This window comes from Longispora albida DSM 44784 (assembly GCF_000379825.1).
GTDB classification, from domain to species: domain Bacteria; phylum Actinomycetota; class Actinomycetes; order Mycobacteriales; family Micromonosporaceae; genus Longispora; species Longispora albida.
This window is the reverse complement of record NZ_KB903825.1, coordinates 99,521-120,368: the sequence shown is the minus strand read 5'-3', so window position 1 is coordinate 120,368 and position 20,848 is coordinate 99,521. Positions and strand designations below refer to the sequence as shown.

Sequence of the window (20,848 nt, the reverse complement as noted above, 5' to 3'; positions counted from 1 at the left end):
CGGCTCTGCCCTAGACTCCGGCAGCATGTGGTGGGTCGTGGCCGTCGTACTGGCCGTAGTGCTGGTGGCAACCTACGTCACCTGGCTCGCAGCCCGGGTCGACCGGCTGCACGCCCGGGTGACGGCCGCCGCCGCGGCCCTGGACGCCCAGCTCGTCCGCCGGGCCGTCGCCGCGGTGAACCTCGCCGACGGCGAGCACCCCGAGCTCCGTGAGGCGGCCGCCGCTGCCCTCGCGGCCGGGCCGGAGGACCGCGTGGCCGCCGAGAACGACCTGACCCGCCAGCTCCGCGCCTGGCAGGGCAAGGCGGAGGCCGGCGACGTGGAGACGACGAGCCGGAGGGTCGCGCTGGCCCGCCAGGTACACGAGGATCTGGTGCGCGACGCGCTGAACACCCGGCGGCGGAAATGGGTCCGGATGCTCCGCCTGGCCAGAAAGCACCCCCGGCCTGCGTTTTTCGACATGGAGGAACCCACACTGGCGCCGTGAGACCTGTCACACGGGCGCGCGAGCCCCGCTAGGCCGCGACGTAACATGAGGGTGAACCTTCTTCCACCCTGCACCAAGGAGTCAGCGTTGACTGAGACTGTCACCGGTACCGCCCGCGTCAAGCGAGGCATGGCCGAGATGCTCAAGGGCGGCGTGATCATGGACGTGGTCAACGCTGAGCAGGCCAAGATCGCCGAGGACGCTGGCGCCGTCGCCGTCATGGCGCTGGAGCGGGTCCCCGCCGACATCCGCGCGCAGGGCGGCGTGTCCCGGATGAGCGACCCCGACATGATCGACGGCATCATCAACGCCGTCTCCATCCCCGTGATGGCCAAGGCCCGCATCGGCCACTTCGTCGAGGCCCAGATCATCCAGTCCCTCGGTGTCGACTACATCGACGAGTCCGAGGTCCTCACCCCGGCCGACTACGCCAACCACATCGACAAGTGGAACTTCACGGTTCCCTTCGTCTGCGGCGCGACCAACCTGGGCGAGGCACTCCGCCGGATCACCGAGGGCGCGGCCATGATCCGCTCCAAGGGCGAGGCCGGCACCGGTGACGTCTCCAACGCCACCACCCACATGCGCAAGATCCGTGGCGAGATCCGCCGCCTGTCCTCCCTCCCCGAGGACGAGCTGTACGTCGCCGCCAAGGAGCTCCAGGCCCCGTACGAGCTGGTCAAGGAGGTCGCCGAGAGCGGCAAGCTCCCGGTGGTGCTCTTCACCGCCGGCGGCATCGCCACCCCGGCCGACGCCGCGATGATGATGCAGCTCGGCGCCGAGGGCGTCTTCGTCGGCTCCGGCATCTTCAAGTCGGGCAACCCGGAGCAGCGCGCCGCCGCGATCGTCAAGGCCACCACCTTCTTCGACGACCCGGACGTGCTGGCGAAGGTCTCGCGTGGCCTGGGCGAGGCGATGGTCGGCATCAACGTCGACGAGATCCCCCAGCCCCACCGCCTAGCCGAACGCGGCTGGTAGACCGTTTGGACCCGCTGTAGCTGACGCTGGACTGCGCGTCGCGGCCTCCCACGTACAACACCGGTACGAGGGAGGCCGCGACGCTTGCCAGCCCCAGCTACAGCGGGCCACTTCGCCTTAGATCAAAGGCAAGATCAAGGTCTGGGGTCAAGGGCAAGATCAAAATTCTGTGTTTGTACTGGTAGCGGGGCACTCTGCCGCATCCGGTGACCGTTCGCCTCGCTGGCCTGGCCGGCGGGCTGAGGTGACGCCCGGCCGGGTGTGGCCGGTCAGCGGGATGCGGGAACGGTGTCGATGAAGCGTCGATACCCTCAGCCCTCCGGCAGCCGTAAGGTGTGGAACGTGAACGACGATCTGATCATTGGTGTCTTCGCCCTCCAGGGCGACTCCCGCGAGCACCTGGAAGCCCTCGCCGAGTGCGACGTGGTGGCCAGGCCGGTCCGCCGCCCCGAGGAGCTCGCCACCGTGCACGGGCTGGTCATCCCCGGCGGGGAGTCCACGACCATGAGCAAGCTGGTCGGCATCTTCGGGCTGCTGGACCCGATCCGGGAGCGGATCAAGGGCGGCATGCCGGTCTACGGTTCCTGCGCGGGCATGATCATGCTGGCCGACGAGGTGCTGGACGGCCGCGACGACCAGGTCACCTTCGGCGGGATCGACATGGTCGTGCGCCGCAACGCCTTCGGGCGGCAGGTCGACTCGTTCGAGGCTGACGTGGACATCGAGGGCCTGGAAGGCGACCCGTTCCACGCCGTGTTCATCCGGGCACCGAAGGTCGAATCGGTCGGCGAGGGCGTAGAGGTACTCGCCCGGATCAGCGGCGGAGAGGCTGACGGTACGATCGTGGCCGTGAAGCAGGGGAACCTGCTGGCGACGGCGTTCCACCCCGAGCTGACCGGGGACCTTCGCGTGCACAGCCTGTTCGTGGACATGGTGCGCGCCGCCGGTCGCTGACGACTACGGAGGATTTGGAACAGATGAGCGGCCACTCCAAATGGGCTACCACCAAGCACAAGAAGGCCGTCGTCGACGCCAAGCGCGGCAAGATGTTCGCGAAGCTGATCAAGAACATCGAGGTTGCCGCTCGTACTGGCGGCGGTGACCCCACCGGCAACCCGACGCTGTTCGACGCCATCCAGAAGGCGAAGAAGAGCTCGGTGCCGAACGACAACATCGACCGCGCCGTCAAGCGCGGCTCGGGTGCCGAGGCCGGCGGCGCCGACTGGCAGACGATCATGTACGAGGGCTACGGCCCGAACGGTGTGGCGATCCTCATCGAGTGCCTCACCGACAACAAGAACCGGGCGGCTGCCGAGGTGCGTACCGCGCTCAGCCGTAACGGCGGCAACCTCGCCGACCCGGGCAGCGTGGCGTACATGTTCAACCGCAAGGGTGTCGTGATCGTCGCCAAGAACGGCAAGACCGAGGACGACATTCTCGACGCCGTGCTCGACGCCGGTGCGGAGGAGTGCAACGACCTCGGTGACGAGTTCGAGGTCGTGAGCGAGGCCGGTGACCTGGTCGCGGTGCGCACGGCGCTCCAGGACGCCGGCATCGACTACGAGTCGGCCGATTCGAGCTTCCTGCCGACCCTCAGCGTCCCGCTGGACGAGGAGGGCGCGCGGAAGATCTTCAAGCTGATCGACGCGCTGGAGGACAGCGACGACGTGCAGAACGTCTACGCGAACTTCGACGTCAGCGACGAGATCATGGCCAAGCTCGACGACTGATCCTCCTGCCGCGTACTGTGCCCCGGCCGGGTTCGGCCGGGGCACAGCCGTGTCAGGACTATTCCTCGATCCGGCCCGAGTACGGCGGGGCGAAGAACACGAGCAGCGTCAGGTCCTCGGTGATGTCGACGAAACGGTGCTCCTCGCCGCCGGGGACGAAGATGACGGAACCGGGGCCGACCTCAGCCTCCCCGTCGCTGGTCACGATCCGGGCCCGGCCGCTGGTCACCGCGTAGATCTCGTCCTCGCGGTGCACTCCCTGGTCGTCGACCCCGCCGGCCGGGATGGAGTACGTGCCGACGGACATGTCCTTTGTGACCAGATGACTGACGTAGTGGTTGGGCTCGCCACTGGGGGCGGTGTAGGCGTGTTCGATAAGACGCATGTCGTAACCCTAGGGTAGGTTCGGCCGAACAGGTGTTCGCTGGATCTTGAGGGAGGCTCGCCGTGCGGGTGCTGGGCGTCGACCCGGGGCTGACCCGGTGCGGGGTCGGCGTGGTCGAGGGCCTGCCGGGCCGGCCGTGCAGGCTCGTGCACGTCGAGGTGATCCGCTCCGACCCGGACGAGGATCTGGCCCTGCGGCTGCTCACCGTCGACACCGGCCTGCGGAGGCTGATCGAGGCCTGGCAGCCTGAGCAGGTGGCGGTCGAGCGGGTGTTCAGCCAGCACAATGTCCAGTCAGTGATCGGCACGGCCCAGGCCAGCGGCATCGCGCTGCTCGCGGCGGCCAGCGCTGGCCTGCCAGCGGTGACGTACACGCCGAGCGAGGTGAAGGCGGCCGTCACCGGTTCCGGGACGGCGGACAAGGCGCAGGTCACGACGATGGTGACCCGGCTGCTCCAGCTCAAGGTCGCGCCGAGGCCCGCGGACGCCGCCGACGCGCTCGCCCTGGCGATCTGCCACATCTGGCGGGGCGGTACCCAGGCCCGGCTCGCGGCTGCGATCCGGGCGCAGCGGACGACACAGACAGGAGGATGGCGGTGATCGCCAGCGTGCGGGGCCAGGTCACGACGGTCGGGCCGGATGTCGTGGTGGTCGAGGTCGGCGGGGTCGGGCTCGCGTTGCACTGCTCGCCGGCCACCCTGGCGGAGCTGCGGGTCGGCCAGCAGGCCCGGCTGGCGGCCAGCCTGGTGGTCAGGGAGGACTCCCTGACGCTGTACGGCTTCCCCGACGACGACGCCAAGGCTCTCTTCGAGCTGCTCCAGACGGCCAGCGGTGTCGGGCCGAAGCTCGCACAGGCCGTCCTCGCCGTGCACAGCCCGGACGCGGTGCGCACGGCCATCGCCACGTCGGACACCGCCGCGCTCACCCGGGTGCCCGGCATCGGCAAGAAGGGCGCCGAGCGCCTGGTCCTGGAGCTGCGGGACCGGATCGGTGCCGTGGCCGTCCTCGACGAGGGCGGAGTGACCACTGTGGGCACCGGCCCGGTCTGGCAGGAGCAGGTCCGCCAGGCACTGATGGGGCTCGGCTGGGCGGCGCGGGACGCCGAGGCCGCAGTGACGGCCGTCGCGGGCTCGCTGGAGAAGGGTGAGCCGGTGCCGCCGGTCGCGGCGCTGCTCAAGCAGGCGATCCGTCTCCTCGGGCGCACGCGGTGAGCGAGGAGTACTTCGAGGACGGTTCCCGGCTGATCTCCCCTGAGGTCACCGACGAGGAGGCCGACCTGGAGCGCAGCGTCCGGCCGAAGCGGCTGGACGAGTTCATCGCCCAGCACCGGGTCCGCGAGCAGCTCCAGGTGCTCCTCCAGGGCGCGATCCGCCGCGGCTCCCCGCCCGACCACATCCTGCTGTCCGGCCCGCCCGGCCTCGGGAAGACGACCCTGGCCATGATCGTGGCGGCCGAGCTGGGTACGGGGCTGCGGATGACCTCCGGCCCCGCGATCGAGCGCTCTGGCGACCTGGCCGCGATCCTCACCGGCCTCGGCCCCGGCGACGTGCTGTTCATCGACGAGATCCACCGCATCGCCAAGCCGGCCGAGGAGCTGCTGTACTCGGCGATGGAGGACTTCCGGGTCGACGTCATCGTCGGCAAGGGCCCGGGCGCGACGGCCATCCCGCTCGATGTGGAGCCGTTCACGCTGGTCGGCGCGACCACGCGGGCCGGGCTGCTCACCGGGCCGATGCGCGACCGGTTCGGTTTCGTGGCGCACCTGGACTTCTACGAGCCGGAGGCGCTCCGGCACATCCTGCACCGCTCGGCGCGCATCCTCGACGTCGAGGTCACCGACGACGGCGCCATCGAGATCGCCGGCCGGTCGCGGGGCACGCCACGTATCGCCAACCGGCTGCTGCGCCGCGTCCGGGACTACGCGGAGGTCCGTGGCGACGGACTGGTCACTGTGGACGCCGCCCGGGCGGCGCTCAAGGTCTACGACGTCGACGAGCTGGGGCTCGACCGGCTCGACCGTGCGGTGCTGCGCGCGCTGGTCACCTCGTTCGGCGGCGGGCCGGTGGGCCTGTCGACCCTCGCTGTCGCGGTGGGGGAGCAGCCGGACACGGTGGAGGAGGTGTGCGAGCCGTTCCTGGTCCGGGCCGGGCTGCTCGCCCGTACTCCGCGCGGCCGGATGGCCACCGCGGCGGCCTGGAAACATCTCGGGCTGACGCCACCGGAGCGGGCGGGGCAAGCCCAGTACGACGCGCCCGATATCTTTACCCTCGATCCGTGACCGGACCGTGACCCGTGCCACTACGGGCGCTGGTCTCCGGGACCGACTAGACTCCCCGCGATCCACTGATCGCGGAACACCGGAAGGCAACACGAAGTGCCTATTGCACAAGATGGCGGCGGTGGCGGCAGCCTCGTCACGCTCCTGATGTTCGGCGCGCTGATCGTCGGCATGTACTTCCTCCTCATCCGCCCGCAGCAGAAGCGCCGCCGGGAAATGATGGAGCAGCAGGCCAGCATCACCATCGGCGACGATATCGTCACGATCGGTGGTTTGTATGGCACGGTCATCGCCCTGGACGACGAGAGCATGACCCTCGACATCGGCAACGGCGTCACTGCCCGCTACGCCCGGCAGGCGTTCGGCCGCGTGGCTCCGAAGCAGGACAACGGATCCGAGGCCGCCGGCGACGGCGAACCGGGTACCGGCGACTCCGCTAAGTAACGTTTCCCCGGTAATCACGGGGTGACCTCTTCCCGTGGCGACGGGAATACTGAATAGTCATGTCCGGCCAGTAATGGCCGGACATGCGGCCTGGGGCCGGTGGCACGCGCCGCCGGACACGACTTTGTGCAGGGAGACGGGACAGCCGTGGCACCACAAGGAAAGCTGCGGGTGAAGTGGCACTTCATCACGCTGGTGAGCATCACAGCGATCATCTTCGCTCTCGTGTTCGCCACTGGTAAGGGATCGGTTACAGACCGTCTCAAGCCTCGGCTCGGGCTCGACCTGCAGGGCGGTACGAGCATCACGCTCGAGGCCAAGCTGCTCAACGGCAAGCTGCCGCAGGCCGACCAGATGGAGCAGGCCCGCAACATCATCGCCAGCCGTGTCGACGCCAGTGGTGTCGCCGAGCCGGAGGTGGTCATCGAGGGCGACCGCAACATCGTGGTCAACATCGCCGGCGAGCAGAAGACCGAGACCCTCAAGGAACTGGTCGCCCCCGCCGAGCTGCGTTTCCGCCAGGTCATCCAGACCCAGCCGGACGTGACGGAGGCCGAGGTCAAGGCCACGCCGAGCCCGACGCCGAGCGCGTCGGCCAGCCCGGGTGCCACGCCGTCGCCTTCCGCCACGCCGTCCGCGAACGCCTCGGCGTCCTCCGCTCCCTCGTCGACGCCGAGTGCGTCCGCGACCCCGAGCGGCAGCGCTTCCCCGTCCGCCAGCGCCTCGCCGTCGGCGACCCCGAGCGGCTCCGCGAGCCCGGGCGCCACGCCGAGTGCGAGCCCGCCGGTCAACCCGGACGCGGCCAAGGCCAGGGAGGAGGCGCTCGCCAAGGCCAAGTCCGAGGTGGGTGACACCGCCTGGCAGATGGCGCAGGCCTTCGTCGCCGACCCGAGCCAGTTCCAGGACGAGGCGAAGAAGATCCAGCTCTACGACACGCTCAAGCCGTTCAGCAAGCTGAAGGGCGACCAGGTCGCTGCGCTCTCCCTCGAGATGCAGTTCCTGGTCCCGAACATCACCTGCCAGCAGCTGATCAACCGGCCGCCGGGCTCCGTCGCCGACCCGAACCAGAAGATCGTGGCCTGCGACAAGGACGTCGACGAGAAGACCAAGAAGGTCTCGTACAACAAGTACGTCCTGGACAACGCGAAGGTGCTCGGCACCGACGTGTCCTCGGCCAACTTCGGCTACGACAAGGGCTGGAAGGTCTCGATGGCCTTCAACAGCGCCGGCCAGTCGAAGTGGACGGACCTCACCAAGCTCGCCTACAACAGCGGCCAGAACGCCGGCAAGCCCGAGCAGCGGGTCGCGATCGTGCTGGACAACGAGGTGGTCTCCGCCCCGGCGATCCAGACCGTGATCACCGGCGACGCCGAGATCACCGGCTCGTTCACCCGTGACGAGGTGTCGACGCTGTCGGCGCAGCTGCGCTTCGGCTCGCTGCCGCTGACCTTCGAGATCCAGCAGGCCGACACGATCTCCCCGACCCTGGGTGGTGAGCAGCTCCGCGCTGGTCTCCTCGCGGCCGGTATCGGCATGCTGCTGGTCATCATCTACGCGTTCTTCTACTACCGCCTGCTGGGCACGGTCATCTTCCTCAGCCTGGTGATGTCCGGCATCCTGGTCTTCGGCATGCTGGTCTTCCTCGGCCGGCAGATCGGCTTCACGCTGACCCTGGCGGGTATCGCAGGTTTCATCGTCTCACTGGGCGTCGCGGCCGACTCGTTCGTCATCTACTTCGAACGACTGAAAGACGAGATCCGCGAGGGCCGCTCACCACGCAGCGCCGTGCCGCGCGCGTGGGCCCGGGCCAAGCGGACCATCATCTCGGCCAACGCGATCTCGCTGCTCGCCGCCGTCGTGCTGTACCTGGTCGCCGTCGGCACGGTCAAGGGCTTCGCCTTCGCGCTGGGCCTGGCCACGCTGCTCGACCTCGTGGTGGTCTTCCTGTTCCGCCACCCGCTGATGGCGGCGTTCGCCAGCACCAAGGCCTTCCTCTCGCCGCGGGTCTCCGGCCTCGGGCGCGTGCTGCAGCGCGACCCGGCCGCCGACGCCTCCCGCTCGACCAACCCGAAGGAGGCGTGACGTGAGCGGTCACGGTCTCGCTACCCGGCTCTACCGCGGTGACGCGGGGCTGGACATCATCGGCAAGCGCAAGGTCTGGTTCTCGGTCGCGCTGGCTGTGCTGGTGCTCGCGGCCCTGAGCTTCGGGCTGAAGGGCTTCACCGCTGGTATCGACTTCACCGGCGGCAGCAAGTTCAAGGTGCCGGCCTCGGTCGGCTCGGTCTCGGAGTTCCAGAAGGCCACCGAGGACGCGGTGAAGGCCGTGGACCCGAAGGGCACCGTCTCGGCCGTGCAGAAGGTCCGCAGCCTGACCGGCGGTGAGGGCCACTACGAGATCCGCACGAGCAAGCTCAAGACGGCCGACAACACCTTCAAGGTGAAGCAGGCCCTCGCCGAGAAGTTCAAGATCGACCCGGGCAAGGTCTCCGACAGCCAGGTCTCCGGCGCCTGGGGTGACCAGGTGACGAAGAAGGCCCTGCTGGGTCTGGCGATCTTCCTGGTCCTGGTCATCGGGTACCTGGTGATCCGGTTCGAGTGGAAGATGGCGATCGCCTCGGTCGCCTCGCTGCTGCTCGACCTGGTGCTCACCGCGACGGTGTACATCCTGGTCGGCTTCGAGGTGACGCCGTCCACGGTGGTCGGCTTCCTGACGATCCTCGGCTTCGCGCTGTACGACGTGGTCGTCGTGTTCGACAAGGTCCAGGAGAACACGCACGGCATCCTGGGCAAGACCCGGCAGACGTACGCCGAGGCGGCGAACCTGGCCGTCAACCAGACGCTGATGCGGTCGATCAACACCGGCCTCGTCGCCCTGCTGCCGGTCGGTGGCCTGCTGTTCATCGGGGCCGGCCTGCTCGGCGCCGGTACGCTCAAGGACCTCGGCCTCGTGCTCTTCATCGGCATGGGCGTCGCGGTCTACTCCTCGATCTTCTTCGCGACCCCGGTGCTGGTGGCGCTCAAGGAGATGGACCCGAGGTTCAAGGCGCACAAGGAGCGGGTGCTGGCCAAGCGGGCGAGCGTCGTCAAGCAGCGGGCCGAGGCCCGTGCGGCGGCGGAGAAGGCCGGCGAGGAGTACAGCGAGGACGGCGACACTCCGGCGACGGTGAGCATGGCCGGGGCGTACACCGCCCCGCGTCCGGGCCAGCGGCCGGAGGGCCGTCCCGGTAAGCAGCGCAAGCGCTAGGCACGTCCGATGTGAAGCCCCCGCCCCGGCGGGGGCTTCCGCGTTTTGAGAGGATTGACCGATGTTCAGCGGTGACAGTGGACCCGAGGTCGCCCGCCTGGTCGCGAGCCGGGTGGCCGACGTGCCGGACTTCCCGAAGCCCGGGATCCTGTTCAAGGACCTGAGCCCGCTGTTCGGTGACGGGCCGTTGTTCAGGGCCGTCGTTGACGAGATCATCGCGTACCACGGGGCGGGCAGTTTCGACGTCGTCGCCGGGATCGAGGCCCGGGGCTTCGTGCTCGCCGCGGCCATCGCGTACGCGACAGAGCGCGGTGTGGTGCCGATCCGCAAGGCGGGCAAGCTGCCCCGCGCGGTGCACTCGGCAGCCTACGACCTGGAGTACGGCCAGGCCACGCTCGAGGTGCACACCGACGCCCTGGTCGAGGGTTCCCGGGTGCTCGTGGTGGACGACGTGCTGGCCACCGGGGGTACGGCCGGAGCTGCTCTTGATCTGATCACCAGGGCCGGTGGCGTGGTCAGCGGCTTCAGCGTCGTCCTGGAACTGGGCTTCCTCGACGGCAGGGAACGCCTGGCCCCCCGCCCGGTGCATGCCCTGCTGACCGTTTAGGGTTTACTGGTCGCAGCCGAGGCCCGGTGGGGGAACGGGCTGAAGGGCTACGATGAAGCGTCCCCAGACATCTCGTGGCGAGGAGCGGACGATTGTCGAGCGACGTCACTTCCCCCGTGGCGGGCTCACGTGCGCCGGAGCCGCCCCGTGGACCAGGCCTGCACGTGGTCCCGCCAGCTGACGAGCCGGAGCTGCCCGAGGAAGGCGGCTCGGGAGTCCGGCCGGGTCTGGGCAGTGTGCCGACCGGCCGCCGCGTCCGGGCCCGCTTAGCCAGGTTCAACGCGCCGTGGCAGAGCACCCAGGTCCGTGAGGTCCTGGAGCCGCTGGTCGCCACGCACCGGGCCAGCCACGCCAAGGCCGACGTGCGGCTGCTCCAGCAGGCCTACGACGTGGCCTCGCAGCACCACACGGGGCAGTACAGGAAGTCTGGCGACCCCTACATCACGCACCCGCTGGCCGTGGCGACGATCCTGGCCGACCTGGGCATGGACACCACGACGCTCGTGGCGGCGCTGCTGCACGACACGATTGAGGACACCTCCTACACCCTGGAGGAGATGCGCCGCGACTTCGGCGGCGAGGTGGCGCTCCTGGTCGACGGCGTGACGAAGCTGGACAAGGTCAAGCTGGGCGACGCGGCGAAGGCCGAGACGATCCGGAAGATGGTCGTGGCGATGGCCAAGGACCCCCGGGTCCTGGTGATCAAGCTGGCCGACCGCCTGCACAACATGCGGACGCTGACCTTCCTCCCGCAGGCCAAGCAGGAGCAGAAGGCCCGCGAGACCCTGGAGATCCTGGCCCCGCTGGCCCACCGGCTCGGTATGAACACGATCAAGTGGGAGCTGGAGGACCTGGCCTTCGGCACGCTGTACCCGAAGCGGTTCGACGAGATCCGCCGGCTCGTGCTCGACCACTCCGGCCAGCGGGACGCGCTGCTGGCCCAGGTCACCGAGAAGGTCAACACCGACCTGCGCACGTCGAAGATCAAGGCGAGCGTGACCGGCAGGCCCAAGCACCTGTACTCGATCTACCAGAAGATGATCGTCCGCGGCCGGGACTTCTCCGACATCTACGACCTGGTCGGGGTGCGGATCCTGGTCGACACCGTCCGGGACTGCTACGCGGCGCTCGGCGTGATCCACGCCAACTGGCAGCCGGTGCCGGGGCGGTTCAAGGACTACATCGCGATGCCGAAGTTCAACATGTACCAGTCGCTGCACACCACCGTGATCGGGCCGAACGGCAAGCCGGTGGAGATGCAGATCCGGACGTACGCGATGCACCGCACCGCCGAGTACGGCATCGCCGCGCACTGGAAGTACAAGGAGACGAAGGGCGCGACGATCGTCGGCCCGCCGGCCCACATCGACGAGATGGCCTGGCTGCGCCAGCTGCTCGACTGGCAGCGCGAGGCGGCCGATCCGAGCGAGTTCCTCGACGCGCTGCGCTACGACCTGTCGAGCCAGGAGGTGTATGTCTTCACCCCGAAGGGTGACGTCATCGCCCTGCCGAAGGGCTCGACTCCGGTCGACTTCGCGTACGCCGTGCACACCCAGGTCGGCCACAAGTGCATCGGCGCGCGGGTCAACGGCAAGCTCGTCCCCCTCGAAAGCTCGCTCAACAACGGCGACGTGATCGAGATCTTCACGTCCAAGTCGGACACGGCCGGCCCCACCCAGGACTGGCTGGGCTTCGTCAAGAGCCCCCGCGCCCGGACGAAGATCCGGCAGTACTTCAACAAGGAACGCCGCGAAGAAGCCATCGAGGACGGCAAGGAGCAGATCACCAAGGCCATGCGCAAGCAGGGCCTGCCGCTCCAGCGGATGCTCACCCTCGACGCGCTGACCACGATCGCCCGCGACCTGCACCTGCAGGACGTGTCCTCGCTGTACGCGGCGGTTGGCGAGCACCAGGTCTCCGCCCAGTCCGTCGTCCAGAAGCTCGTGGCCGGCTACGGCGGCGAGGAAGGCCTGGTCGAGGACGTCGCCGAGACGGCGCTGCCGACCCGCATGCCGAAGAGCCGCGGCCAGTACGACCCGGGTGTCGTCGTCCACGGCGTCTCCGACGTGTGGATCAAGCTGGCCCGGTGCTGCACCCCGGTGCCCGGCGACCAGATCATGGGCTTCGTGACCCGTTCCGGCGGCGTCAGCGTCCACCGCCAGGACTGCGTCAACTCCGACGACCTGCGCAGCCAGCCCGAGCGCCTGGTCGAGGTCACCTGGAAGCCGAGCGCAGGCTCGACGTTCCTCGTCGCCATCCAGGTCGAGGCGCTCGACCGGCACAAGCTGCTGGCCGACGTGACCCGGGTCCTGTCGGAGGAGAAGGTCAACATCCTGTCCGCCACGGTCACCACGACACGCGACAGGGTGGCCGTCAGCCGCTTCACGTTCGAGATGGCCGACCCGAAGCACCTGGGGCACCTGCTGAGGGCCGTACGTGGCGTTGACGGCGTGTACGACGCCTATCGCGTAACCTCCGGCGCGTGATTGTGCCGACCCGCTGAGCGAAAATCTGAGCTGCGCAGAAAAAACGCCCAAGTACACCAGTACTAGGGCGTTTTTTCCTGCGATCAGATTTCCGCTCAGCGGGCCACCGCGCCTTAAATCAAGATCAGAAGACTAAAGATCAAGAGATTGATTTTGTACTGGTGACGTGGCTGGGCGGGTGACGGCCGGTGTGCCGGGGTGATCAATTGTCCAAAGTGGATGAGCCGTGCCTAGTATGGCTCGATGGACGTCAATCCTGATGCGATCCGGGTTCTCTGTTTCGGTGACTCGAACACGTACGGGCAGCGGGCCGAGGATGTCGACCGGGGGCGGTGGCCGGTGGACGTGCGGTGGACGGGGCTGCTCCAGAAACTGCTCGGCGACGGGTACTCCGTGATCGAGGAAGGACTCAACGGCCGGACGACGGACCTGGACGAGGAGGGTGGCCGCCCGGGTCGCAGTGGTCGTGCCTACCTGATTCCCTGCCTTGAGAGCCACTACCCGCTCGACGTCGTCGTGCTGTGGCTCGGGGCCAACGACTGCAAGCCCCAGTTCGGGAGGCCGGTGGCGGAGATCGTGGCCGCTGTGGGCCGCCTGGTCGGCGACATCCGGGCCTGGGTGGCAGGACAGGAGGCCGTCGAGCCCCGCATCATCCTGCTGGGGCCGACCGATCTCGACGAGTCCCAGCCGGACTTCCACGAGTTCGTCCCGGCCCAGTACGCTCCCGAGATCCTCGCCAAGGTCCGGCAGCTTCCGGCGGCGTACCGGGCACTGGCAGCTGAGCTGGGCGTAGAGTTCGCGGACGTGAGCACCGCAGGGAGGCCGGGGGCTGACGGCATGCATCTGAGCCTGGACTCCCACCCGGCGGTGGCGGCGCTCGTCGCGCGGGCTGTGGCTGGGTGAGCAGTACGTTCCGGCGATTCATGCGGGACCTGGACAGCCGCGATCCCCAGGTGTGGGAGGACGCCTTCCACGACCTGTCGGGCCGGGCTGGTGAGTTCGTGCTGGAGCTGGTCGCGGAGTTCCGCCGTGCTCAGCGGGAGGACCCGGGCCGGTGCTGGTGGCTGCTGGAGCTGCTGGGCGACGCGTCGAGCAGTTCCACGGCACTGACGAGCAGCTGCGGACGTGGGCCAGGTGCGGCCTGGAGGAACTTGGAACGAAAGACGCCCGCAGGGTGCTGTGGCAGGACGAGGTGAACGGATGACGGGGGACGAGTTCGTGATCCGGCTGAGCCGGGACCAGGCGCTGGTGCTGTCGGACTGGCTGGACCGGATGATGGGGACCGCCGCGTTCGACAGCCTGGTGAACGAGGACCGGGCAGTGTGGTCGCCGATGTACGTGATCTCGGGGAATCTGGAGACCACGCTCCCAGAGATCTTCATGCCGGACTACGGCGAGCGGCTTCACGCGGCCCGTGAGCGGCTGCTGGACACCCTCGGTGACGTGGGCAGGCCCCCGGTCGAGGCTGAGTAGCCGCGACGCTCTCAGGGGAGGTCTGGCGGGGGTGCGTCCCAGACGGGGCGGGTCGAGTGGAGATAGCGGAGTTCCTCGGCGGCGCCAGCCTCGGGGAAGTGTGTGTCGACGAGGTGCAGGGTCTCGGCGATCAGGTCGTCGGCGAGCCCCGCAGCCATGTGCGGCGGAGCGCTGAGGAGCTCGCTGAGCCGGTCCGCGTAGCGGTCGGGCGCCAGGGGCAGGCCGGTTGGCAGCCACTTGTAGCCGAGATGGGGGAACCACACCCGGTTCAGGCCGCACAGCACCAGCCACAGCCGCTCGGCGGTCTCGGTCAGGTCCCGGTGCAGCGGTACCAGCTCGCCCCGGTCCGCGAGCTTGCGGCGGTGCCAGGCGGTGCGGAAGCCGAGGTGCTCGCGGATCATGGCCAGGGAGAGGGCCGCCGGGTAGACATCGGTGCGGGCACACCAGCTGGCGACGAGGTCAGCTCCGGACAGCGGCACGCCGTAGCGGATGAGCGCGATCATGTCCTGCTTGACGAGGTCCGGGTCGTGGCCGGTGACGGCGGCGTCCATCCATGACTCGGCCTGGGTGGCCGTGCGGTGGCTGGTCTGGAGTTCGACCCCGTTGACCAGGACGTCCTCGGACCACTCGGCGTTGTCCTCGTCGTAGTCGTGTACCTCGGCCCCGGGGCCGGCCAGCTCGCGCCGCAGGGCGTCGTCCGGCGCGGAGGCCCAGAAGACCATCAGCTCGATGTCCGACCACCGGTCGGCCAGCCCCCGGGCCACCGAGCCGGCCAGGAGCACGGCCACGACCTGGGGCAGCCCGGTGTACCTGAGGGCGAAGGTCTCCGCGATCCGCCGCCGCCAGCTGCTGTGTCCCGTCACGCGGCAGTCATACCGGCCGGGGAGCCGCGCCGTCCATCGAATTCCGCCGGTACGGAAAGCGGCCCGTCCCGGAATGGGACGGGCCGCTTCGCGTTACTGGATCAGGAGGAGGCCGTCGGGGCCGGTGCCGGGCTGCTCGGGGTGCCCGAGGGGACTCCGGCCGGGGGCTTGACGGGGCTGACGGTGACCGAGGTGAAGGAGATGTCCTTCTTCGGCTTGCCGCCGCCGGCCGAGTTGGAGCCGTCGTCACCGGCCGCTGCGACCTGGTCGACGATGTCCTGCCCGGTGATCACCTTGCCGAGGACGGTGTAGTCCGCCGACAGGGTGCTGTCCTTGTGCATGATGAAGAACTGGCTGCCGTTGGTGTCCGGGCCGGCGTTGGCCATCGCCACGGTGCCCTTCGGGTACGGCGTCGCCTTGCCCTTCGGCAGGTTCTCGTTGGCGAACTGGTAGCCGGGGCCGCCGGAGCCGTTGCCTGCCGGGTCGCCGCACTGGAGCATCGGCGGGTCGTTGGCGACGCGGTGGCAGCTCGTGCCGTCGAAGTACTTCTTCTCGGCCAGGTGCGTGAAGCTCGCGGTCGTGCAGGGCGCCTTGGTCGCGTCCATCTCGATCTCGACCTTGCCGAGGTTCGTGTTGAGCGTCATGACCCGGGTACCGCCACCCGGGGCCTCGCTCTCCTTGCCCGGCTTGCCGACCTGGCGGGTGCCCGGCCGCTCCGAGTCCTTGTACTGGCAGGCACCCGGCTCGGTGCTCGGCTGCGCCGAGGGCTTCTTGCTGTCCTTGCCGAACAGGGCGATCCCGCCCCACACGCCGAGCGCGACGACGAGGACGACGGCGACAGCCGCGCCGATGCCGGTCTGGAGCTGCTTGCGCTTCTGCGCGGCCTCAGCCTTGACGGTCATCTCGGCCTGGAGCTTCTGGCGGGCGGCTTCCCGCTGCTGGCGCTCGCGGTTGGAGGTCACGGACTTAACTCCTCGGGTGGCTCAGGTCGCCGACTGGGTGGGCTTCGCGACGGTCAGGGACTGGATGGTGACCTCGGTCTTCGGGCGGCCGTCGCCGATCGCCTTGCCCTCGGGGTTGACCGCTCCGGCCTCGGCGGCCTTGGAGATCAGGTCGAGGCCGCTGGTCACCTTGCCGACGATGCCGTAGGCGGCGCTGGCGAGGGTGTCCTTGTAGAAGATGACGAACTGGCTGCCGTTGGTACCGGCGCCGGCGTTCATCAGGGCGATCGTGCCGGCCGGGTAGCTGGCCTTGCCGGACGGGGCCTGCGGCTCACCGGTCGCCGACGGCGAAGGCGCGCCCGCCTGCGGGACGAACTCGCTGCTGTACTGGTAGCTCGGCTCACCCGAACCGTCACCGTTCTTGCTGCCGCACTGGAGCAGGAACAGCTCCGAGGTGGACAGCCGGTGGCACTTGGTGTTGTTGAAGAACTGCTTGCCGGCCAGGTGCGCGAAGCTCGCGCCGGCGCACGGGGCCTTGGCCAGGTCGAGCTCCGACTTGATCACGCCGAGGTTGGTGGTGATCTCCATCGGGGCGACGCCGGTCTTGGCCATGCCGGAGGCCGGCGGGTTGCCGGTGTCGATGACACTGTTGCCCGAGTTGTTGGGGAGCCAGGAGCAGTCGCCCGCGGCGGCCGGCTTGGCGGGCTTGGGGTCGAAGACGCCGCCGTACCAGAGCGCGCCTCCGATGATCACCAGCAGCGCGACGCCAGCGGCGACGCCGGCGTTGACCTGCCGGCGGCGGCGGACCCGCTCGGCGCGCCTCACGGTCTGCCGTTCGAGCTTCTCTCTGGCAAGCTGGCGCTGCCGGTCCCTGCTGGAAGCCACTGGTGCTCCCCTCCCCAAAAGGGCACGGGTTCCCGTGCCGTACGTCACATCCGCCCGAGTGTAAGGTCAGGCCGGTTCGCCAGGGTACTAGGTCAGCCTGTATCTGCGTGAGCCTGGCTGAGCGCAGCCGTTAGGCTCTACGCAGCAGTCGGTAGCGCTGACATAAGGATCTTTCGTGTTTATTGCCGGGTTTCCCGCGGCAGCCCTGGGGACGAATTGTTATGTGATCTCCGCCCGGGCTGGCGAGTGCGTGGTCGTCGACCCGGGCATCGGGGTGCTGGACCAGCTCCGGGCGCTGCTCGCCGAGCAGCGGTTCACCCCGGTCGCGGTGCTGCTGACCCACGGCCACTTCGACCATGCCTGGTCGGCGGCCGCCGTCGGTGAGGAGCACGGGGTGCCGGTGTACGTGCACCCGGCCGACCTCGGCCTGCTGAAGGACCCCACGATGGGCCTCGGTATCAGCCTGGACCAGCTCGCCGCGGCCGGCGGCCCGTACGCGGAGCCGGGGGACCTGCGCGAGGTGGCCGACGGCGACCGGCTGGAGCTGGCCGGCGTCGAGTTCGTGGTCGACCATGTCCCTGGCCATACCGGCGGGTCGGTGCTGTACCGGACCCTCGGCGGCGAGGACGGTCCCGTGTGCTTCACGGGCGACGTCCTGTTCGAGGGCACGATCGGGCGCACCGACCTGCCGGGCGGCGACCCAGCGACGATGACGGCCAGCCTGCGCGAGCGGGTGCTGGGCCTCGGCGACGCGACGGTGTGCCTGCCCGGCCACGGCGGCTCCACGACCATCGGGCGCGAGCGCGCTGCCAATCCCTACCTGCGGTTCGGCGGGGATGGCGCCATCGAAGCCCGGCGCACAGGATTCTGAGGAGTAACCAGCATGACCCGTCCCACCCCGCTGAGCGGCTTCCCCGAGTGGCTGCCCGCCCAGCGCCTGATCGAGCAGTCCCTCATCGAGCGGATCCGCAGGACCTTCGAGCTGCACGGCTTCGCCCCGGTCGAGACCAGGGCCGTCGAGCCGCTGGACCAGCTCCTGCGCAAGGGCGAGACCTCGAAGGAGGTGTACGTGCTGCGCCGGCTCCAGGCTGACGCGGCCGACGCCACCGACTCGGGCCTCGGCCTGCACTTCGACCTGACCGTGCCGTTCGCACGGTACGTGCTGGAGAACGCCGGCAAGCTGAACTTCCCGTTCCGCAGGTACCAGATCCAGAAGTGCTGGCGGGGCGAGCGCCCGCAGGAGGGCCGCTACCGCGAGTTCTACCAGGCGGACATCGACGTCATCGACCGTGACGGCCTGCCGAACCACTACGAGGCCGAGCTGCCCGTGGTGATCGCGGAGGCGCTGGCCGGGCTGCCGCTGACGTTCAAGATGCACGTCAACAACCGCAAGCTCTCCGAGGGCTTCTACCGGGGTGCCGGCCTGGCCGATCCGATGGCAGCGATCCAGGCGATCGACAAGCTCGACAAGATCGGGCCGGACAAGGTCGCGGCACTCCTGGCCGAGACGGCCGGTGCCACCGAGGCGCAGGCTAAGGCGTGCCTGGCGCTGGCGGAGATCTCCGCGGAGGACGGCTCGTTCGCCGAGGCCGTCGCGAAGCTCGGTGTCTCCGACCCGCTGCTCGACGAGGGCCTGGCCGAGCTGACCACGGTGATCGAGACCGGCCGTGAGCACGCTCCGGGCCTGCTGGTCGCGGACATGCGGATCGCCAGGGGCCTGGACTACTACACCGGTACCGTCTACGAGACCTTCATCGCCGGCCGGGAGCGTTTCGGCTCGGTGTGCTCCGGCGGCCGGTACGACAACCTGGCCAGCCTGGGCGACGAGACCTTCCCCGGCGTGGGCCTGTCGATCGGGGTCAGCCGGATCCTGGGCGTGCTGTTCGGGCAGAACGCGCTGAGCGTCAGCCGCCCGACGCCGACCTGCGTGCTCGTCGCGCTGCCGGCCGAGGATGACCGCCCGGAGTGCAACCGGATCGCCGCCGCCCTGCGCGCCAGGGGCATCGCGACCGAGGTGGCCCCGGCCCCGGCCAAGTTCGGCAAGCAGATCAAGTTCGCGGACAGGCGCGGCATCCCGTTCGTGTGGTTCCCGGGCGCCGAGCAGCAGGTCAAGGACATCCGCTCGGGCGAGCAGGCGGCCGCGGACCCGGCACAGTGGACGCCGCCGGCCGCCGACCTGTATCCGGTCGTCGGATAGTCACCCCGCAGCGGCCCGCCCGTTGTCATGGGCGGGCCGGCTGCGAGAATTCAGGGCGAGAAATCGGACTAAGGAGAACTGAAGTGATCCGCACCCACGAGGCCGGCACGCTGCGCGCCGCGCACGTCGGCGAGCAGGTGACCCTGGCGGGCTGGGTAGCCCGGCGCCGCGACCACGGCGGGGTGATCTTCATCGACCTGCGGGACGCCTCCGGCTTCGTCCAGGCGGTGTTCCGTGATTCCTCGTCGGAGGACGCGCACAAGCTCCGCAACGAGTACTGCGTCAAGGTCACCGGCACCGTCGAGCGCCGCCCGGCAGGCAACGACAACCCGGAGCTGGCCACCGGCGAGATCGAGCTGAACGTCTCCGAGCTGGTGATCCTGTCCGAGGCCGCCCCGCTGCCGATGCCGATCGACGAGCACGTCGAGGTGGGCGACGAGGCGCGGCTGAAGTACCGCTACCTGGACCTGCGGCGCTCCGGCCCGGCCGCGGCGCTGCGGATGCGCTCGGACGCCAGCAAGATCGCACGGAACCTGCTCGACGACCGCAACTTCGTCGAGATCGAGACGCCGACCCTGACCCGGTCCACTCCGGAGGGTGCCCGCGACTTCCTGGTGCCGGTGCGGGTGAAGCCGGGTACCTGGTACGCGCTGCCCCAGTCCCCGCAGCTGTTCAAGCAGCTCCTGATGGTGGCGGGCATGGAGCGGTACTACCAGATCGCCCGCTGCTACCGCGACGAGGACTCGCGCGCCGACCGCCAGCCCGAGTTCACGCAGCTCGACATCGAGATGTCCTTCGTGACCCAGGAGGACGTGATCGAGCTCGGCGAGTCCATCGTCGAGGCGCTGTGGCGTGACCTGGCCGGCCACCAGATCCAGCGCCCGCTGCCCCAGATCACCTGGCACGAGGCGATGGACAGGTACGGCTCCGACAAGCCCGACCTGCGCTACGGCCTGGAGCTGACCGAGCTGACCAGCTACTTCGCCGGCACCGAGTTCCGGGTCTTCCAGGCGGAGTACACCGGCGCGGTCGTCATGCCCGGCGGTGCCACCCAGACCCGCAAGGAGCTGGACGGCTGGCAGGACTGGGCCAAGCAGCGCGGCGCGAAGGGCCTGGCGTACGTGCTGTTCGACGCCGAGACCGGCGAGGCGCGCGGCCCGGTCGCCAAGAACCTGTCCGAGGCGCACCTGGCCGGCCTGGCCGACGCGGCCGGCGCCAAGCCGGGCGACGCGGTGTTCTTCGCGGCCGGCGACCGCCGCCACTCGCAGGAGCTGCTCGGCGCGGCCCGGATCGAGATCGCCAAGCGGGCGAAGCTGGTCGACGAGGACGCCTGGGCGTTCTGCTGGGTGGTCGACGCTCCCATGTTCGAGAGGACGGACGAGGGCGGCTGGACGGCCGTGCACCACCCCTTCACCTCGCCGAACGAGGAGTGGGAGCCGAAGTTCGAGGAGGCTCCGGACCGGGCGCTGGCCTACGCCTACGACATCGTCTGCAACGGCAACGAGATCGGCGGCGGCAGCGTCCGTATCCACTCGGGTGACGTGCAGCGCCGGGTGTTCGACCTGCTGGGCATCTCGGAGGAGGAGGCCAGCGACAAGTTCGGCTTCCTGCTGGAGGCGTTCGCGTTCGGCCCGCCGCCGCACGGCGGCATCGCGTTCGGCTGGGACCGGGTGTGCATGCTGCTGGCCGGCGCTGACTCGATCCGCGAGGTCATCGCCTTCCCGAAGTCCGGTGGTGGTTACGACCCGCTGACCAGCGCCCCGACGCCGATCACGGCACAGCAGCGTGCCGAGGCAGGCGTGGACGGCCCGCCGAAGAAGGCCTGATTTCTTTCTTCGTACCCGCGTGAGA

At 69.3% G+C, this 20,848-nt stretch carries 22 protein-coding genes; 18 read left to right on the top strand and 4 right to left on the bottom strand.

The window, feature by feature from the left end:
- The first annotated feature begins 25 nt into the window (after positions 1 to 25).
- The 4 genes from A3G1_RS0114255 to A3G1_RS0114240 all read left to right on the top strand — a co-directional run bounded on the left by A3G1_RS0114255 (position 26) and on the right by A3G1_RS0114240 (position 3,195).
- On the top strand, positions 26 to 487 hold the full coding sequence (locus A3G1_RS0114255) for a hypothetical protein (protein WP_026212129.1): 462 nt from the start codon (positions 26 to 28) through the stop codon (positions 485 to 487).
- Between the two features lie 87 nt (positions 488 to 574).
- Positions 575 to 1,465, top strand: a complete 891-nt coding sequence (gene pdxS, locus A3G1_RS0114250; RefSeq protein WP_018350153.1) for a pyridoxal 5'-phosphate synthase lyase subunit PdxS — start codon at positions 575 to 577, stop codon at positions 1,463 to 1,465.
- A 333-nt stretch (positions 1,466 to 1,798) separates the two neighbouring features.
- On the top strand, positions 1,799 to 2,419 hold the full coding sequence (gene pdxT, locus A3G1_RS0114245) for a pyridoxal 5'-phosphate synthase glutaminase subunit PdxT (protein ID WP_018350152.1): 621 nt from the start codon (positions 1,799 to 1,801) through the stop codon (positions 2,417 to 2,419).
- 23 nt (positions 2,420 to 2,442) lie between these two features.
- Positions 2,443 to 3,195 (top strand): YebC/PmpR family DNA-binding transcriptional regulator, encoded by a 753-nt coding sequence (locus A3G1_RS0114240; RefSeq protein ID WP_018350151.1) that lies wholly within the window; start codon positions 2,443 to 2,445, stop codon positions 3,193 to 3,195.
- 58 nt (positions 3,196 to 3,253) lie between these two features.
- Here A3G1_RS0114240 and A3G1_RS0114235 read toward each other — a convergent pair whose 3' ends face one another.
- Positions 3,254 to 3,580 carry a cupin domain-containing protein gene (locus tag A3G1_RS0114235; protein WP_026212128.1) on the bottom strand — a complete coding sequence of 109 codons (327 nt, stop codon included), beginning with the start codon at positions 3,578 to 3,580 and terminating at the stop codon, positions 3,254 to 3,256.
- A 62-nt stretch (positions 3,581 to 3,642) separates the two neighbouring features.
- Here A3G1_RS0114235 and ruvC point away from each other — a divergent pair, with 62 nt between their 5' ends.
- From ruvC to A3G1_RS0114180, 11 genes are all read left to right on the top strand, one after another.
- Positions 3,643 to 4,179 (top strand): crossover junction endodeoxyribonuclease RuvC, encoded by a 537-nt coding sequence (ruvC, locus tag A3G1_RS0114230; protein WP_018350149.1) that lies wholly within the window; start codon positions 3,643 to 3,645, stop codon positions 4,177 to 4,179.
- Positions 4,176 to 4,790, top strand: a complete 615-nt coding sequence (gene ruvA, locus A3G1_RS0114225; protein ID WP_026212127.1) for a Holliday junction branch migration protein RuvA — start codon at positions 4,176 to 4,178, stop codon at positions 4,788 to 4,790. Before ruvC ends, ruvA begins: the two co-directional genes overlap by 4 nt.
- A gap of 29 nt (positions 4,791 to 4,819) precedes the next feature.
- Complete coding sequence (gene ruvB, locus A3G1_RS0114220) at positions 4,820 to 5,857, top strand: Holliday junction branch migration DNA helicase RuvB (RefSeq protein ID WP_026212126.1); 1,038 nt, start codon at positions 4,820 to 4,822, stop codon at positions 5,855 to 5,857.
- Positions 5,858 to 5,953: 96 nt separating this feature from the next.
- A complete protein-coding gene (gene yajC / locus A3G1_RS0114215; RefSeq protein ID WP_040478390.1) occupies positions 5,954 to 6,301 on the top strand; it encodes a preprotein translocase subunit YajC in 348 nt (115 codons plus the stop codon).
- Positions 6,302 to 6,448: 147 nt separating this feature from the next.
- The gene (gene secD / locus A3G1_RS0114210; protein ID WP_051110533.1) at positions 6,449 to 8,383 is read left to right on the top strand and encodes a protein translocase subunit SecD; all 1,935 of its coding nucleotides are present in this window, start codon (positions 6,449 to 6,451) and stop codon (positions 8,381 to 8,383) included.
- Between the two features lies 1 nt (position 8,384).
- Entirely contained in the window at positions 8,385 to 9,545 is a 1,161-nt protein-coding gene (gene secF, locus A3G1_RS0114205) for a protein translocase subunit SecF (RefSeq protein ID WP_018350144.1), read from the top strand.
- A 61-nt stretch (positions 9,546 to 9,606) separates the two neighbouring features.
- On the top strand, positions 9,607 to 10,152 hold the full coding sequence (locus tag A3G1_RS0114200; protein ID WP_018350143.1) for an adenine phosphoribosyltransferase: 546 nt from the start codon (positions 9,607 to 9,609) through the stop codon (positions 10,150 to 10,152).
- A gap of 74 nt (positions 10,153 to 10,226) precedes the next feature.
- On the top strand, positions 10,227 to 12,638 hold the full coding sequence (locus A3G1_RS0114195; protein WP_083936929.1) for a RelA/SpoT family protein: 2,412 nt from the start codon (positions 10,227 to 10,229) through the stop codon (positions 12,636 to 12,638).
- Positions 12,639 to 12,881: 243 nt separating this feature from the next.
- Positions 12,882 to 13,541, top strand: a complete 660-nt coding sequence (locus tag A3G1_RS0114190; protein ID WP_018350141.1) for a GDSL-type esterase/lipase family protein — start codon at positions 12,882 to 12,884, stop codon at positions 13,539 to 13,541.
- Positions 13,542 to 13,561: 20 nt separating this feature from the next.
- Entirely contained in the window at positions 13,562 to 13,834 is a 273-nt protein-coding gene (locus tag A3G1_RS0114185; RefSeq protein WP_157641138.1) for a hypothetical protein, read from the top strand.
- 4 nt (positions 13,835 to 13,838) lie between these two features.
- On the top strand, positions 13,839 to 14,111 hold the full coding sequence (locus tag A3G1_RS0114180; protein WP_018350139.1) for a hypothetical protein: 273 nt from the start codon (positions 13,839 to 13,841) through the stop codon (positions 14,109 to 14,111).
- Between the two features lie 11 nt (positions 14,112 to 14,122).
- Here A3G1_RS0114180 and A3G1_RS0114175 read toward each other — a convergent pair whose 3' ends face one another.
- The 3 genes from A3G1_RS0114175 to A3G1_RS0114165 form a co-directional block, all read right to left on the bottom strand.
- Complete coding sequence (locus A3G1_RS0114175; protein WP_018350138.1) at positions 14,123 to 14,974, bottom strand: nucleotidyltransferase domain-containing protein; 852 nt, start codon at positions 14,972 to 14,974, stop codon at positions 14,123 to 14,125.
- A 101-nt stretch (positions 14,975 to 15,075) separates the two neighbouring features.
- Positions 15,076 to 15,936: a peptidylprolyl isomerase gene (locus A3G1_RS34870; RefSeq protein ID WP_018350137.1), complete on the bottom strand. Its 861-nt coding sequence runs from the start codon at positions 15,934 to 15,936 to the stop codon at positions 15,076 to 15,078.
- Positions 15,937 to 15,957: 21 nt separating this feature from the next.
- On the bottom strand, positions 15,958 to 16,800 hold the full coding sequence (locus tag A3G1_RS0114165; protein WP_018350136.1) for a peptidylprolyl isomerase: 843 nt from the start codon (positions 16,798 to 16,800) through the stop codon (positions 15,958 to 15,960).
- Positions 16,801 to 16,975: 175 nt separating this feature from the next.
- On the opposite strand from A3G1_RS0114165, the gene A3G1_RS0114160 reads away from it, so the two are divergent.
- From A3G1_RS0114160 to aspS, 3 genes are all read left to right on the top strand, one after another.
- The gene (locus A3G1_RS0114160) at positions 16,976 to 17,671 is read left to right on the top strand and encodes an MBL fold metallo-hydrolase (RefSeq protein ID WP_026212124.1); all 696 of its coding nucleotides are present in this window, start codon (positions 16,976 to 16,978) and stop codon (positions 17,669 to 17,671) included.
- Positions 17,672 to 17,683: 12 nt separating this feature from the next.
- Positions 17,684 to 18,997, top strand: a complete 1,314-nt coding sequence (hisS, locus tag A3G1_RS0114155) for a histidine--tRNA ligase (RefSeq protein WP_018350134.1) — start codon at positions 17,684 to 17,686, stop codon at positions 18,995 to 18,997.
- Between the two features lie 83 nt (positions 18,998 to 19,080).
- A complete protein-coding gene (aspS, locus tag A3G1_RS34865; protein WP_018350133.1) occupies positions 19,081 to 20,823 on the top strand; it encodes an aspartate--tRNA ligase in 1,743 nt (580 codons plus the stop codon).
- Positions 20,824 to 20,848: the final 25 nt, after the last annotated feature.

Excerpts from the sequence above, each read along its gene's own strand:
- hisS (WP_018350134.1), top strand. The coding sequence starts at position 17,684 with ATGACCCGTCCCACCCCGCTGAGCGGCTTCCCCGAGTGGCTGCCCGCC.
- A3G1_RS0114180 (WP_018350139.1), top strand. The coding sequence starts at position 13,839 with ATGACGGGGGACGAGTTCGTGATCCGGCTGAGCCGGGACCAGGCGCTG.
- A3G1_RS0114235 (WP_026212128.1), bottom strand. The coding sequence starts at position 3,580 with ATGCGTCTTATCGAACACGCCTACACCGCCCCCAGTGGCGAGCCCAAC.
- A3G1_RS0114255 (WP_026212129.1), top strand. The coding sequence starts at position 26 with ATGTGGTGGGTCGTGGCCGTCGTACTGGCCGTAGTGCTGGTGGCAACC.
- A3G1_RS0114185 (WP_157641138.1), top strand. The coding sequence starts at position 13,562 with ATGCGGGACCTGGACAGCCGCGATCCCCAGGTGTGGGAGGACGCCTTC.
- A3G1_RS0114190 (WP_018350141.1), top strand. The coding sequence starts at position 12,882 with ATGGACGTCAATCCTGATGCGATCCGGGTTCTCTGTTTCGGTGACTCG.
- A3G1_RS0114240 (WP_018350151.1), top strand. The coding sequence starts at position 2,443 with ATGAGCGGCCACTCCAAATGGGCTACCACCAAGCACAAGAAGGCCGTC.
- A3G1_RS0114200 (WP_018350143.1), top strand. The coding sequence starts at position 9,607 with ATGTTCAGCGGTGACAGTGGACCCGAGGTCGCCCGCCTGGTCGCGAGC.